The sequence below is a fragment of the Streptomyces sp. NBC_00076 genome (genome assembly GCF_045041235.1).
In the GTDB taxonomy this organism is placed as follows: domain Bacteria; phylum Actinomycetota; class Actinomycetes; order Streptomycetales; family Streptomycetaceae; genus Streptomyces.
Genome location: NZ_CP108242.1, coordinates 10,040,031 through 10,053,803, shown reverse-complemented (window position 1 = coordinate 10,053,803; position 13,773 = coordinate 10,040,031). Strand labels below are relative to the sequence as shown.

The 13,773-nt window shown below is 68.7% G+C and carries 17 protein-coding genes; 4 read left to right on the top strand and 13 right to left on the bottom strand.

Translation table 11 applies throughout. The features are described 5' to 3' along the window. Positions 1–11: 11 nt before the first annotated feature. The 7 genes from OHA64_RS44830 to OHA64_RS44800 form a co-directional block, all read right to left on the bottom strand. Positions 12–860: an oxygenase MpaB family protein gene (locus tag OHA64_RS44830; RefSeq protein ID WP_405622978.1), complete on the bottom strand. Its 849-nt coding sequence runs from the start codon at positions 858–860 to the stop codon at positions 12–14. 78 nt (positions 861–938) lie between these two features. Further along, positions 939–1,553, bottom strand: a complete 615-nt coding sequence (locus OHA64_RS44825) for a TetR/AcrR family transcriptional regulator (protein WP_405622977.1) — start codon at positions 1,551–1,553, stop codon at positions 939–941. Positions 1,554–1,757: 204 nt separating this feature from the next. Continuing rightward, entirely contained in the window at positions 1,758–2,408 is a 651-nt protein-coding gene (locus tag OHA64_RS44820) for a TetR/AcrR family transcriptional regulator (protein WP_405622976.1), read from the bottom strand. Beyond that, positions 2,405–2,980: an MFS transporter gene (locus tag OHA64_RS44815; protein WP_405622975.1), complete on the bottom strand. Its 576-nt coding sequence runs from the start codon at positions 2,978–2,980 to the stop codon at positions 2,405–2,407. Before OHA64_RS44815 ends, OHA64_RS44820 begins: the two co-directional genes overlap by 4 nt. Then, on the bottom strand, positions 2,961–3,515 hold the full coding sequence (locus tag OHA64_RS44810) for a hypothetical protein (protein WP_405622973.1): 555 nt from the start codon (positions 3,513–3,515) through the stop codon (positions 2,961–2,963). The genes OHA64_RS44815 and OHA64_RS44810 overlap by 20 nt, the downstream gene beginning before the upstream one ends. 29 nt (positions 3,516–3,544) lie before the next feature. Then, positions 3,545–4,120 (bottom strand): TetR/AcrR family transcriptional regulator, encoded by a 576-nt coding sequence (locus tag OHA64_RS44805; RefSeq protein WP_405622972.1) that lies wholly within the window; start codon positions 4,118–4,120, stop codon positions 3,545–3,547. Between the two features lie 262 nt (positions 4,121–4,382). Continuing rightward, the gene (locus tag OHA64_RS44800; protein WP_405622971.1) at positions 4,383–5,678 is read right to left on the bottom strand and encodes an SNG1 family protein; all 1,296 of its coding nucleotides are present in this window, start codon (positions 5,676–5,678) and stop codon (positions 4,383–4,385) included. Positions 5,679–6,017: 339 nt separating this feature from the next. Here OHA64_RS44800 and OHA64_RS44795 point away from each other — a divergent pair, with 339 nt between their 5' ends. Then, entirely contained in the window at positions 6,018–6,230 is a 213-nt protein-coding gene (locus OHA64_RS44795) for a hypothetical protein (protein WP_405622970.1), read from the top strand. Positions 6,231–6,252: 22 nt separating this feature from the next. Here OHA64_RS44795 and OHA64_RS44790 read toward each other — a convergent pair whose 3' ends face one another. Both OHA64_RS44790 and OHA64_RS44785 read right to left on the bottom strand, forming a co-directional pair. Continuing rightward, positions 6,253–6,771 (bottom strand): nuclear transport factor 2 family protein, encoded by a 519-nt coding sequence (locus OHA64_RS44790; RefSeq protein ID WP_405622969.1) that lies wholly within the window; start codon positions 6,769–6,771, stop codon positions 6,253–6,255. 50 nt (positions 6,772–6,821) lie between these two features. Continuing rightward, positions 6,822–7,634, bottom strand: coding sequence for an oxidoreductase (locus OHA64_RS44785; protein WP_405624378.1), 813 nt, complete (start codon positions 7,632–7,634; stop codon positions 6,822–6,824). 320 nt (positions 7,635–7,954) lie between these two features. Here OHA64_RS44785 and OHA64_RS44780 point away from each other — a divergent pair, with 320 nt between their 5' ends. Next, positions 7,955–8,149, top strand: coding sequence for a hypothetical protein (locus tag OHA64_RS44780; protein WP_405622968.1), 195 nt, complete (start codon positions 7,955–7,957; stop codon positions 8,147–8,149). Here the strand turns inward: OHA64_RS44780 and OHA64_RS44775 are convergent. Continuing rightward, the gene (locus OHA64_RS44775; RefSeq protein WP_405622967.1) at positions 8,115–8,768 is read right to left on the bottom strand and encodes a DUF6308 family protein; all 654 of its coding nucleotides are present in this window, start codon (positions 8,766–8,768) and stop codon (positions 8,115–8,117) included. The two genes, OHA64_RS44780 and OHA64_RS44775, sit on opposite strands and share 35 nt — an antisense overlap. Between OHA64_RS44775 and OHA64_RS44770 the strand changes: the two genes are divergently transcribed. Next, positions 8,688–9,083, top strand: a complete 396-nt coding sequence (locus tag OHA64_RS44770) for a hypothetical protein (RefSeq protein WP_405622966.1) — start codon at positions 8,688–8,690, stop codon at positions 9,081–9,083. The two genes, OHA64_RS44775 and OHA64_RS44770, sit on opposite strands and share 81 nt — an antisense overlap. Before the next feature lie 547 nt (positions 9,084–9,630). On the opposite strand, the gene OHA64_RS44765 is transcribed toward OHA64_RS44770, so the two are convergent. From OHA64_RS44765 to OHA64_RS44755, 3 genes are all read right to left on the bottom strand, one after another. Next, positions 9,631–10,809, bottom strand: coding sequence for an alpha/beta hydrolase (locus tag OHA64_RS44765; RefSeq protein WP_405622965.1), 1,179 nt, complete (start codon positions 10,807–10,809; stop codon positions 9,631–9,633). 631 nt (positions 10,810–11,440) lie between these two features. Further along, the gene (locus OHA64_RS44760) at positions 11,441–12,619 is read right to left on the bottom strand and encodes an acyl-CoA dehydrogenase family protein (protein ID WP_405622964.1); all 1,179 of its coding nucleotides are present in this window, start codon (positions 12,617–12,619) and stop codon (positions 11,441–11,443) included. A 118-nt stretch (positions 12,620–12,737) separates the two neighbouring features. Beyond that, positions 12,738–13,112, bottom strand: coding sequence for a ferredoxin (locus OHA64_RS44755; protein WP_405622963.1), 375 nt, complete (start codon positions 13,110–13,112; stop codon positions 12,738–12,740). 132 nt (positions 13,113–13,244) lie between these two features. Here OHA64_RS44755 and OHA64_RS44750 point away from each other — a divergent pair, with 132 nt between their 5' ends. After that, a complete protein-coding gene (locus OHA64_RS44750; RefSeq protein ID WP_405622962.1) occupies positions 13,245–13,610 on the top strand; it encodes a DUF6479 family protein in 366 nt (121 codons plus the stop codon). Positions 13,611–13,773: the final 163 nt, after the last annotated feature.

Below are 13,773 nucleotides of genomic sequence, written 5' to 3'. Positions count from 1 at the left end.
AGTATGGCGAGCTATCGTCCGAGTTTGTACGGTGCCGGGCGAGCAGTCGGTCCGAGGCGGGCCATGGCGCGCAGAATGTGTTTGGGCGGGAGTTGCCAGCGCAGACGTGCGGGAACGCAGCGCAGCAGGGTGCCCGTCGCTCGCAGCCGCCGGGTGACGGTCGCCGGTTTCGGGGCCGGCCTGCCGTACAACTCGTGGGCGTACGGCGGCAGGGCGGCGTACGCCAGATGTGCCACACGCCGCCACAGCACCTCGCGCGCCGGGACCAGGAGGGGGTGCGCCGGAGGGCGGAGCAGGAAGTCGTCCACCGCGCGGGCCTCTTCTCCGGCGGCGAGGTCGGGTCGCACCTTCTCGAAGTAGGCGGTCATCTCGGCCTGGTTCCCCGGTACGGCGTCAGGGTCGAGGCCCACCAGACGGGCACTGACCCGGTGCTCGCCGATGTACCGGTCGGCCTGCGCGTCGGTGAGCGGAAAGCCGGAGCTGCGGGCGACGTACAGGTACGAGTCGATCTCGGCGCAGTGCACCCACAGCAGCAGTTCGGGTTCGTCGACGCCGTAACGCTCGCCGGTGTCGGGGTCGGTGGCTCCGAGCATGCGGTGGATCTTGCGGACCCGGGCGCCCGCCCTCTCCGCTGCCTCGGTGCTGCCGTAGGTCGTGGTGCCGACGAAGTCGGCGATGCGCAACAGGCGGCCCCAGGCGTCGTTGTGGAAGTCGGAGTTCTGCATGACACCACGTACCGCGCGCGGGTGCAGTGCCTGGAGATAGAGGGCGCGTATCCCCGCGACCCACATCATCGGGTCGCTGTGCAATTGCCAGGTCACGGAGGAGGGCCCGAACAGCCCCGGGTCGGCCTCGCTCATGGCCCCACCCTGCCATGGGCCGGGGCTCTGGTCGATACCGCCGGTAAGGCCTGCGGTGGGCGGGGCGGGAAACAATCGTCACCCGCCACCTCGTCGGCCGTACGGACCAGGCTGCCGTCGCCCGGGCGCTCCCGCGCGCAAGCCGTCCATGATGAGGTCCAGGAGGCGGGCGGCCTGGGCATGCCAGTGCTCGCTGAGGCCGATCTGCCAGATGCCGGCGATGGCAAGGAGGAAGTCGTCGGCGGTCACGCCTGGGCGGATGGTGCCGACTTCGTGATTGGCATCGAGCAGAAGCTCGATCGCGTCGGCCACCAGGGAGTACCCCGGCTTTTCCGCGCCGCCCGACGCACGGGTGGCCTGCCGCAACGCGTCGGCCAGACCGGCCTTGGCCATGGCGAAGCGGGCGAGGCCGTCCATCCACTCGCGCAGGGCCCGGTCGGGTTCCCTGGTCTTCAGCAACTCGGCCGCGCTGTTGCTGAGCTGCCGCACCCCATGGCCGTACACCTCGAGGACGAGCGCCTCACGGCTGGGGAAATTGCGATAGAAGGTCCCCTGCCCGACGCCCGCCTTCTTGGCGATCACACTCAGCGGGACATCCGCCGAACGCGACAGCTCGACCAACGCCACTTCCAGAATGCGCTCGCGATTGCGCTGCGCGTCCGAGCGCCGAGGCACGTCACTCCTCGACACCACTCGTCCTCCTTCTGGGCCCACATCGGAAGCCACTCCCTGACCGGACAGCCGACCGATACAGTTGGCCCCGGTATCGGACTGGTGTCCGTTTCAGGACACCTTAGCGGGCTAACCGTGTCCGACCGGAGGTTGCGTGCGGTACTCCAGCAGCGTTTCGCTGCCTTGCCTGGTCAACAGCCGTGGGCAACTACTGACGTACGGCGTTCACGGGGTTTGGCCGAGCAGAGCACGCAGGCCCTTCCTCAAGGCGGCGACGAGGTCGAAACTCGGATCGATCAGCCACTGCAGCTGCAGTCCGTCCCAGAGCGCGACGAACGCGTGGGCCGCCTCGGCGGCATCGGTATCTGCCGGAAGGCGCCCTTGGGCGACGTCGGACCGGATGCTTTTCTCAACGAGGGCCCGGACTCGGCCATATCGTTCGACGAACCAGACGTGGGCAGGATGAGAGGTGGACGACGCCTCGGCCGACATGACTGCCAGGAGTCGCAGCGACTCCGGTTTGGCGAGGTTGCGCTCGGCCAGGGCGACGACCGCCTCGATGAGACCGCTGTGCAGCAAGTCCCTTTCGAAGGGCTCTTGTTCGCGGTTGTCCGCGTTCTCGAGCACCGCGATCAGCAGCTCTTCCTTGCTGGGGAAGTGATGCCGCGGGCTTGTGAAGCTCAGATCGAGTTGGCGGGCGATCTCCCGCAGCGCCCCCGTGGTAGCCGGAGACGGCGAAGGCCTGCTCGGCAGCTTCGACGATTTCGGCCTTGCGCCGTGCGGTGTTCGCGTACGGACCGCGCCGCCCGCCCGTCGCAGGGTTACCCATGATCCAAGTATAGGCACCGCGCAACGACGGCCTGCGGCGCTGTTCACCGCACGCGCCGCAGGGGCAGGAGCACCAGGGCCGACACCACCGCCAGCACGATCGCGATGACGAAGACACTGCGGTAGCCGACGGCGGTCACGACGAGACCCGAGGCGATCGGCGCGAGTATCTGGGGTCCTGTGTTGGCGATGTTGAGGATCCCCATGTCCTTCGCGCGGTCGTCGCCGTTGGGCAGGACGTTCGCCAGCAGGGCCTGGTCGACGGCGATGTAGATCCCGTAGGCGAAACCGCCGGCACCCAGGAATGTGTAGAACGCCGCCAGTGAATCGGACAGGACCAGAGGCAGCTCGGCTGCGGCAAAGATGAGCGAGGCGGTGATCACGATGGGCTTGCGTCTGCCCAGGCGGTCGGAGAGGGGACCGGAGAGTACCGTCGCCGCACCCGAACTGAGCGCCATGACGACGCCCCCGGTGGCGATGACACGGCCCGCTTCCTCGACGCCGAGCCCGATGTAGTCGGTGAGCACGAAGAGTTGGTAGAGCAGCACGCTCATGAAGGACATCAGCAGCAGGAAGCGGCCGACGAGCGCCAGGAGGAAATCACGGTCGCGCGGGGGCATGAAGCCGCGCAGGTGCCCGTGCGGAGCGCGCCTCCCGCGGCTCGTCCCGGTTGTCCGGCTCCGGGGCCAGGAGGACGAAGAGCATCGCGGTGACGGCGATCAGCCAGGGCAGCCAGCGCAGGCCCTCTCGGGGGACCGTGATGAGAGCGCCGGCGACGACGCTGCCCAGGCTCTGAGCGACCAATTGGCCGAATCCGACGACAGCGGAGGACGGGTCGGCGAGGCGCGCGACGAAGGGAAGACAGGCGCGACGGCCCCGACGACCCTTGCGGCGACGCGGCCTCGTGACGAGATGCCCAGCCCCGCGGGGCCGGGGCGGGCGGCACCTGTGCGGACGGGTCGCGCACCCTCCGTGAGCCGCGGCGCACTGTGCTGACACGTCCCGCCATGGGCCGGCGGTGCGGCGCAGCTTCTGCGTGGCGTCGGTCGCTGCGGCGACGATCGCTTTGGCGGCGACTGTGGGGGCGTCGGCATCCCCGGTCGCCTCCGCCGTCACGCGGTCGACGGCCTGTGCCGCTTCGCGTAGACGGGGCATGAACTCGATTGTGGACGGGGACCGTCAGCTCATGTCTGCCGCATCTCTGCCGCATCGAGCAGGGTGGTCACGGTGGGTGCGATGAGCCCGGTCAGGTTGTCGGCCTGGATTCCCGCGCGGGCGCTGGCGCCGTCGAAGACCAGGATGAGCTGCCGGGCCAGCAGGTCGGGATCGCTCGCGCCACCCTGTTCGGCCTCGGCACGGAAAAAGGCGGTCAGGTTCGCTTTGATCCGGTGGGCCACCCGGCTCGCGGGGTGGGTCTGATCCTTGAGCTCGATCTGCACGGCCAGGTACCGGCAACCCCGGAACTCGGCCGCACCCGCCTGCAGTTCCACCCGCTCGAAGACGTGCAGGATCCGCTCGCGGGGTGAGCGGCCGTCGTCCGCCGGGGGCAGGAGGCTCGCCACGAAGTCAGCGGCACGCTCCTTCAGGCTCGCTGCCAGCAGTTCGTCCTTGCTGTCGAACAGTTGGTACATGGAGCGCTTGGACACCCCCGCCGCCTTGCACAGGGCCTCGACTCCGATGCCGACACCGTCTCGGTAGGTGAGCGTGGCCGCCGCCTCCAGCAGCCGCTCTCTGGGACTTGGCTTCACTTCGGTGGTCATGCTGTGAGGTTAACTCGAATCGGGCGAAATAGAAACCGATCGGTTTCCCAGGGGTCCCCGGGTGCCGGGGTGCCGGGGAGGTCACAGGGTTGATGGCAGGCGCCGCGCGGACACCTGAAGGCCACTCAGAGGCTCGGCGACGGACTTGGGGGGAGAGACCGTCGCCGAGCCCTGACGGTGCGCGCGCCTCTCGTCCCCACGGGGGCGACGCACACCGGGGCCACTCCGAGCAGTGGCCCCGTCTTGGGTGAGCCGCCTTCCGCTACGCCGGAGCAGCGGTCTTCTCGGGCTTCGTCTCGGCGGGGATGCGGTGCAGGCCCTTACGGTCGTACCAACCGGTCACGCCGAAGCCGAAGAGGGCGGCTGCCGCGAGGCCGACGGCCATCATGACCCAGCCTCGGGTCAGACCCGCGCCGGCCTGAGCGTCGTAGTACAGGATCGAGCGGATGCCGCCGGTGATCTGCCGCAGGGGCTCGAACTCCGCGAGGAAGCGGTAGAAACCGGGGAGCGCCTGGATCGGAGTGGTGGCGCCGGCCGTCGGCACGGCCATACCGATGAAGACCAGCGTGACCACCAGCATGCCGGGGGTGCCGAACACGGCGAGGAGGGTGAGCGCGCCGATCCCGGAGACCGCGATGGCGCACACCGAGTACAGCCACAGCAGGGGCAGATGAGCGGCGTCCATACCCATGATGCCGACCGCGCCCACCATGACCAGGGTGCCCATCAGCAGGGACAGTCCGGCCATGAGGGTGCTGCTGACTGCGAGGGTCTGCACCCGGGTCGCCCGGATCAACGGGCGGTGCAGGCGCAGCGGGCCCATGTCGTTGTGGGTGTAGCCGAGGGCGTGGTCCACCTGACCGCTGATGACGTTGGCGGAGAGCATGCCGCAGACCACCAGGACGAGCGCGTAGTAGAAAGCCGTCAGGCCCAGGCCGCTGTGTGAGTCGAGCGGATGACCGTCCTTGACCGTGACGGAGGCCGGGTCGGCCAGGAGGACGCGCGCCGCGGCGGGCAGCTTCGCCCGCCCAGTCCCGCTCTGGGCCGTGAGCTCCTTGCCCACCTGGAGCGAGGCGTTCTCGGCCGCCTGTGTCGTCGCCGTCCGGGCCAGGCTGGAGCCCACGCTGCCGGCGGACTGGTTGGTCAGCACCGTCAGCGTCGGGCGGGCCGGGGTCCCGGCGGTCGCGCCGGTCAGTGCGGTGGTGGCGGAGGTGAAATCGACGGGGACGACGAGCGCGCCGTACAGCTTGCCCTTGCCGATCTCCTCCTTCATCTCCTTCTCGTCCATCACCTTCCAGTCGATCTTGTCTCCGCTCACGGTGGACTTCTTGACCGACTCGGAGATCTGAGCCCCCAGGTCGACCTGCTTGCCCCCGACAGCGGCCCCCTTGTCGGCGTCGACCAGACCGACGGGCAGATTCTTCATGTGATCGACGGGATCGATGTTGGCCCCGACGTAGAAGACGGTGAACAGCAGCGCAAGGACGCCCGTGATGACGCCGTTGGCGATCCACAGGGGTTTGGCACGCAGGACGCGGAACGGGTGAATCGCACTCATGACTTACTCCGGTCTCGGACAACACACTCACATCAGACAAGGCCGGACAGCTCCCTTACGGTCCGGCGCCCCTCGGAACGTTCAATCTCGGCACAAAGTGGCCGCCGCCGCGGAATCGGAGGTGCGGATTCAGCACCCCGCCGGACTCCGACCAAGAAAACCGATCGGTTTCAGGCCATCATAAGCCGATCAGTTTCCAAATGGGGGCACCTCGACTCCGGGAGTCAGTCCCGGACGACGTCGCTGACCGCGGCGCGGAGGTCGTCATCTTCCGTTTCCGCGCGTGTCGGCGGGAGAGGGGACCCGCCGCCGGGGGCGAGCGGGTCGAAGAGCAGGGCCGTGAAGCGTGAACCCATGGACGGTGTGGTGGCCGGGGAGCGCGAGACCTGCGATACCCATGAAGAGGACGTGCGGAACGTCGTCCGCAGGGAGGTCGGTGCGGATCTCGCCCTAGGGTCCGGCGCGGGTGGCCTGCGTTCCTGCGACCCGAAGCTGTCCGCCGAGGACATCGCCTGCGGCTGCCGCCAACTCCTGGAAGGGGAACGGGGGTAAACGCCCCGTGGGCCCGGTGCCCTCAGGTCCGCCGGGCTACCGGCCGGGTCAGCGGGACCAAGCGGCGGTCCCCGAAGGTGGCCATCGCGTGTACGGGCGCGGCGCTGGCGCGCATGAGGGCCGCGACGCCCCGGCGGCCCTGCCGGCGGGCGAGCTCCGACCCCGCGCTGATCATCAGGGCGGTGAGGCCCGGCATCGGACGCCCGAAGAGGGTGACCTCCTTGATGCGTGCCTCGTCGTCGAGCCGTAGCAGTTGCGCCTCCTCGAACGGCTGGGATCCCACCCGCGCCCGGTAGAACAGTGCGTACGCGTCGCCCTCGCCGGTCTGAGTGTGGAAGCGGATGTCTTCGACCGCCGTGAACGCCGAGGTCAGGAAATCGCGCAGCTGGTCAGGTCCCTCGAAGCGGTACTGCTCGGTGAGCGGCGAGCTGAGCACGACGTCCCGGCTCAGACACGCGACCGCGGCCTCGACGTCACCGCGTTCTGAGGCGGCGCGCCAGCTCGCGACGGTAGCGGCGGCGGAGTACAGGGTGTCGGACATGGGTCACTCCCGATGTCAACGGCGCGATGGGGTGCGTGGGGTGGCGGGTGTCAGGCGGTCAGCTTGTTCATCTTGCGGATCTGCCTGTCGAAGGCCCACGCAGGAACAAAGCGGAGTATGCGCGCGCGTCCGGCCATGGGACCGGCGGTGTAGCGCAGCTTCGGCTTCGCGTCGGTCGCTGCCGCGACGATCGCCTTGGCGACGACGGCGGGGTCGTCGCCGTCCTTGATCGCCTCCGCCATCAGGCGGTCGAAGACGCGCCGCTGGTCCGCGTAGGTCTGCAGGGGCGTGTCGGGCTTCGCGCTGTTGGTCTCGAATCCGGTCCTGGTGTAGGCGGGTTCGACGAGAAGCGCCCGGACGCCGTACTCCCGGACCTCGTGGTCCAGGGACTCGGTGTAGCCCTCGACCGCGTGCTTGGACGCGCCGTAGACGGCCATATAGGGAGCGGGGATGAACCCCTGCACTGACGAGAGGTTGATGATGCGCCCGCGTCCCTGGGCACGCATGTGCGGCAGGACCTCCTTCACCATGCGCATGACCCCGAAGACGTTGATGTCGAAGACGCCCTGGGCCTGCGCGACGGAGGTTTCCTCGGCCGCGCCTATCGAGCCGATGCCGGCGTTGTTGACCAGGACGTCGATCCGCCCGAACCGCTCGATCACCTGCTGGACCACGGCGGTGACCGACTTGTCACTGACCACGTCGAGGTCGAGGAACGTCACACCCTGGAGCGGGGCGACACGTGAGATGTCCCGGCCTGTGCCGGCCACCTCGAAACCAGCCGCGACCAGCGCGAGCGCAGCTTCCTTGCCGATGCCGGAGGACGCGCCCGTCACGAGGGCCACCGGCCGATTCGTCGTCATCATGCACTCCCGAACTCCTGAAGGAAACCGATCGGTTTCGCCTTGCCCTCACTGTAAACCGATCGGTTTCCAATGCACAAGCTCAAGCAGGGAACTGATCCCGGGCACGCAGAACCGGGCGGCTTCGGACTGGGCCCAACTGCGCCCGCCGACGCGCGGCACGGACCGGATGGGCAGGCAGGAGAGACGCGAAGACGCTCACCTGGCTTGCGAGAGGGCGGCCCGAGGGAGTGAAGGCGCGAACGGGCCCTCCCACGCAATGGGCAGCCACCGGCGATCGCCTACACACGGCTGATATCGAAGCGCCCGGAACGCTCCACATGCAGCTGCACGGGCACGCCGCCGCGGCGGCCACCGACGCACGGGGCGACGACCGGATCGGCGAGCGTCCGGGCCGGCTGGACGAGGATCCGGGAAACCAGGCCCTGCCACTGGGCGCCGATGCCGACAACACCCGCGCCCGACTGCTCGTCAATTCCCTTACGTCCGCCGAGGGCAGGACCCTCGCCGCATAGGCGGAGGCGCGTTCCTCCGGGCTCGCCGCGAGCAGCTCGTCCCGCTCTCGAACAGCTGGTCCATGAAGCGCTTGGGCACAAGGGGCACAACAGTCGTGTGACCAGGATCGCTAGTTGGCACAAGGCAACGTTCGTGACCTGCGCTGATGCCAACTAGGTTCAGCAACTGTCGGTACGAGATCAGAGAGATAGTTGGCACTTTGGTACAGCGCAGGTCACGGGGTGTTTCCCAGGGGCACAGGGCCATGTGCCCTCCGGCGGAACTCTCCCCCGGGTGCGACCGACAGACTTCAGGTCCCGATGCAGCTTCTCTGTGATGATCCGTACGGTGATGCATCCAGAGCACCACGTCGCAGACCCGCAACGCACTGCCGGTCGCGGGGAGGTCGGCGGACTGCCGTAGGGCCATCAGTTCGCGGTGCAACGCATGATTGTCGGCACGCAGCGCGTCAAGCCAGAATGACTTCGGCCGACCAAGTACGCAGCGAACGACCTGATCGTAGACGGGTAGCAGCCGCGGCCGTTTCCGGCAAGGAGCTTGCCTGCCCCCGAACTGGATAGTGTCGCCCAGCCCGCGCCGGCCGACATGCCCGGCTATGTGGGTCGCCTCTTCGTCCATTTCGCGCAGAACCCGCTGGACAGCCGCCTCTCGGCCTGGATGCAACTGGAGTTCGGCGACGAGACCCCGGCTGCGCACACGGATGTCCTGAGCAGTGCCATCAAGGCGGTTGGCGAGGGTCAGGCGCAGAGTGTGATCGATCCGGTGTGGGATCCGTTCGACCTGGTGATGCTACTGGTCGGCGTCGCGCACACCATGGCGACGACGGGCTTGTCGACGCGTGGGGCGGTGTGGAGCGAAAACCAGGTCACCACCCAGCGACGGGCCGCGGCCGTCGAGGCCGCCCGACGTCTCATCGACGAGGCGCCGTCGTAGGAGCGGTAGGCGCGGCGGCCGGCCCCGGGTTGCGGCCGACGCGGATCCCGGTGCCCGCCGGCCAGTGACAAGTCGACACGTCGGCAGCGCTCAGATGTGCCGCTCGCCGCCATGACCGACGCAGGGCAGACCGTCACCCAGCTGCGGGTGCCGGAAAAGGCCAACGAGATCGGCTGCTTCGCCGGCCTGCTCGCTCCGTTCGACCTGGCCGGAGAGACCGTGCCGGCCACCCGGCCCGCCACCCGGGCTGGAGTCGGGGCGACGGCAGCGGCGTCCTGTTCCGCGGCCCGGTCCTGCTCGGCCAGCCGGTTCAAAACCCGCTCGGCGACGATCAATTCCTCCCGCTCGGCCTGGACCTCCTGCAGCTGCTTGGCCAACTCCCCGGCGAGTGTGTCCAGTTCACCTCGGCGAGCCGTTATCCGCTCCAGCTCCCGCATCCCCACGCCCCTACGGTTTCCCGACGTACCAGTCCGGTGACGGATCGTAGCGTCAGCACGGTCACCGCAGCCGAACCCGACAACGACCCCGGCCTGACATGTCAGACGATCTAGGGGATTGGGTCGGGAGTGCGCTGCGGAGCGGCCAGGACCCAGGCGGCGAAGGCTTCGACGCCGTCCACGACTGCCTCGAAGCGCGGGGAGTGGAAGACGTCGAACGCGTGCTGCCCGCCGGGCAGTTCGGCGTAGACGACGGTGCTGTCCGAGGCGCGGCGCAGCTGGTCGACGAAGTTCCGGGCGCCCTCGACGGTCGCCAGCGCGTCCTTGGTGCCGTGGGCGATGAGGAACGGCGGCGCACCGGGGTGGATGTATCCCTGTGGTTGGAGCGGGGGCGGCGGCTCGTCCGGAGGATCGCCGAAGTAGTGGCCGTAGTAGCCGTAGAGACAGATCGCCGCGGTGACCGAGGTGTCGGTCGACTCGAATCCGGGCTGGAACTTCGGGTCGTTCGGCGTGAGCGCGCACAGGGACGCCAGGTTGGAGCCGGCGGAGCTGCCCGCCACGAACAGCCCCGACGGATCGGCACCGTACTCGGAGGCGTGCTCGCGGGCCCAGGCGATGACCTTCTTGGCGTCGATCTGGTGGCCGGGGAACGTGGTCTGGGGCCGCAGCCGGTAGTTGGCGCTGATGCACACCCACCCCTGGCTGGCGAGCCGGTACAGAAGGGGCCGTGCCTCGCGGTTCTTCGCTCCGCTGGTGTAGCCGCCACCGTGGAAGTAGATGAGGACCGGCGAGTTCTGCGGCGCGTCGCGGCGGCGGTAGATGTCGAGGAGGTTCCGGCGCCCGGCGTCCCCGTAGCGGATGTTGGGGATCCGCTGCACGTCACGCCGCCGCATCAGGGCCGGCAGCAGCAGGATGCGGGCCCAGGGCCGACGTCGGCGCAGCGGTACGTGCACACGATCCCGCCAGCCGGTCCCGAGGCCCTGCTCAAGAGCCCGCCCGACCACCTGATCCGTGCGCAGGCCCCGCCAGGCGGAGACAGCAAGGCCGACGGTGGCGACGGCGGCCACCGCGACCGTCACCTTGGCTCCCGCCGAATCCAGATCACCCTCTGCGGCGGCCAGTGCCGTCGAGACCACCAAGACGTAGATGCCCACGAACGGCACCTCGTTGAGGCCCAGACCGAACCAGAAACTCAGGGTCGCCAGTGGCCGGGGCCGGCGTGGCGCGACAACGGCGAAGAAAGTGCACCAGGCGAAGAGCGCGGTCGTCGCCACGTATCCCATCGGCATGTCCATGAACGTACCACCGTCAACTCTGGGACATTTCCTGGGACTTGACCGCCCAGCCCCGCCGCCGCAGGTCACTGGTTCGTGAAGATCCAACGAACCCGGTTCAACATCAACGCACACACGCGTTCTCGGCAAGGTCCACACCGACCCGAAGTAGGCGATTGCCTGGTGAGGGCCATGCTGGTCCTGACGAACCGAGAAGTCTCCCGGTGACCGATGATCTTCACTGAAGTCACCCGCCCGCGACCAGCACGAGCATCCCGAGCCCCACGCACACAAGCTCCGTGACCTGCGACTTCACGATGCACACCACTCAATGAACACTCAGGAAGCAAGCGCGCGGTCCGGCACCTGCGGGAACGCAGCCTGTAACCCACAGCACCGGCCGCTACGAAAGCCGGGGAAGTTCAGAGGCTCAATCAAATCCGGAACGGTTCGCCCCTGGTCGTCTCCGCAAGCGGCGTCGTCGAAGAAGAGACGCTCACGCACACCACGCCAGCACCGCAACAGAACCTGTAAAGCAGCAGTTCGGCACCCGCAAGTAGGCATGAAGTCGCCCATCTACACGGACGTGCGATCCGGTGCCAACTATCCCTCTTTTGTGCCAACTAAAAATCCTCGTCACAAAGCGTCAGCGCCGGACCCTGGGCATCCCCAGTCCGATCCACGAGATGATCTCCCGCTGGATCTCGTTGTTGCCGCCGCCGAAAGTGAAGATCACCGCGGAGCGGTAACCGCGCTCCAGCTCGCCGTGCAGCACCGCACCCGCCGAGCCCTCCTTCAGCGCGCCCGCGGCGCCGACGATCTCCATCAGACAGGCGTAGGCGTCCCGGCGGGCCTCGGAGCCGTACACCTTGACCGCGGAGGCGTCCTGCGGGGTGAGGGTGCCGTCCTGGACGGCGTTCACCATCCGCCAGTTCAGGAGCTTGAGCGCGTCCAGCCGGGCGTGGGTGCGGGCGAACAGGCGCCGTACCCAGGGCAGGTCGACGACGCGGCGGCCGTCGGCGAGCTTGGTCTCCATGGCCCAGCGCTGGACGTCGTGCAGGGCGCGGATCGCCATGGTGCCGTGGGCGGCGAGGGTGACGCGCTCATGGTTGAGCTGGTTGGTGATCAGCCGCCAGCCCTGGTTCTCCTCGCCGACCCGGTGGGCGACGGGGACGCGGACGTTCTCGTAGTAGCTCGCCGTGGTGTCGTGCGAGGCCAGGGTGTGTATGAGGGTGCAGGAGTAGCCGGGGTTCGTGGTCGGCATCAGGAGCATGGTGATGCCCTTGTGCGGCGGGGCATCCGGGTCGGTGCGGACCGCGAGCCAGACCCAGTCGGCGGTGTCGCCGTTGGTGGTCCAGATCTTCTGGCCGTTGACGACGTAGTCGTCGCCGTCCCGCACGGCACGCGTCTTCAGGGACGCCAGATCGGTACCGGCGTCGGGCTCGCTGTAGCCGATCGCGAAGTCGATCTCCCCGGAGAGGATCCTCGGCAGGAAGTACGACTTCTGCTCGTCCGTGCCGTACCGCATGATCGTCGGTCCGACGGTGTTCAGCGCCATCAACGGCAGCGGGACGCCGGCCTGGGCGGCCTCGTCGAAGAAGATGAACTGCTCCATCGCCGTCAGGCCCCGGCCGCCGTACTTCTCGGGCCAGCCCACGCCGAGCCAGCCGTCCGTGCCGAGCCGGCGGATCGTGTCCCGGTAGAAGCGCTTCTGCGTGACATGGTCGGTGAAGCGGGCGTGCGCGTTGTCCGGCACCAACTCGGCGAAGTAGGCACGGAGTTCGATGCGCAGCCGCTGCTGCTCGGGCGTGTGATCGAGGTGCACGGCGCCTCCAGGCTCCCAGGCCGGTCCTGACGGCGCACACCGTAGAACGTGTTGCAGAAATTGGGAATGGGCGTGCGAAGCCGTCTGCCGGTCCGGGCCGGGCGAGGGAGGCGGACTCTCAGACCAGCGTGGCCATGAAGTCCGAGCACGCCTGGGCGCACTCCCGGCACGCCTTCGCGCTGTCCTCCGCTCCCGGGTACTGGTCGAAGGCGTGCGCGCACTCCAGGCACACCGACCGGCACCACTCCAGCTGCGCGCGGATGCCGGCCTCATCCAGCCGGTTCTGCTCGGACAGCACACGGCAGGTCGCGTCGCAGACCTCCGCGCACATGATGCCCTTGCGTCGTACGAGTTCCTGTTCCTCGGTTCCGTCCGGATCGACGAGGCTCGCGCGCAGCGCACACGCCCGTGCGCACTCGGTGCACGCCTGGGCGCAGGCGAACCTGTCCTCCAGGAACCGGAAGAGCTCCTGCTGGGATGTTGTCGTCGTCACACCGGGCGGGTAGCCGTCGCCGAACGCGTCAAACCCGGTGATTCCAAGGGAGCCGCCGGCCTAGGGAACCGCCGTCCGGGTGACGGCCTCGGCCTGCGGGTTCGCCGACGGTGCCAGGGGTACTCGCGTGCCATGAATACCTCTTGGATGGACATCGCAGCAGGCCGGGGCGCTCTGGCCGGCGGTCTGATCGTGGCGGGTGTGGTGGTCGTGGCGGTGCTGATCGGCGCCTTCTGGCTGGGCATACGGGTCAAGCGGCGTGAGCCGCCACGGCCGACGCCCGCGGAACAGCCGCGGGCCCCGGAGGGCGGTCCGGTCCGCGAGGTCATGGAGAACCGGGAGCCGAACGAGGTGCCGCGGAGCGATCACCGGCTGACCCCGCACCGGATGCCCGGACACGGCAACGCCGGCTCCCGCAGCGGCGCGTCCGAGGAACGGCCGCGCTGGGACGAGGGCAGCAGTGGTTCCTTCGGCAGCGGTGGGGCGGGCGGGCGCTGACACGGTCGCGGTCGCGGCAGGTCGCGGTCGGTGGTCGTTCGCGGCAGGTCGCGAACGGTCGTCGTTACCGCTGGGAAGCCGCGCCGGAGCCGCGCCGGTGAGAAGCCGTACCGCCGTGAAACAGAAGGGCCCGGGCCGACGCCCGGGCCCTTGATCGTGTCCG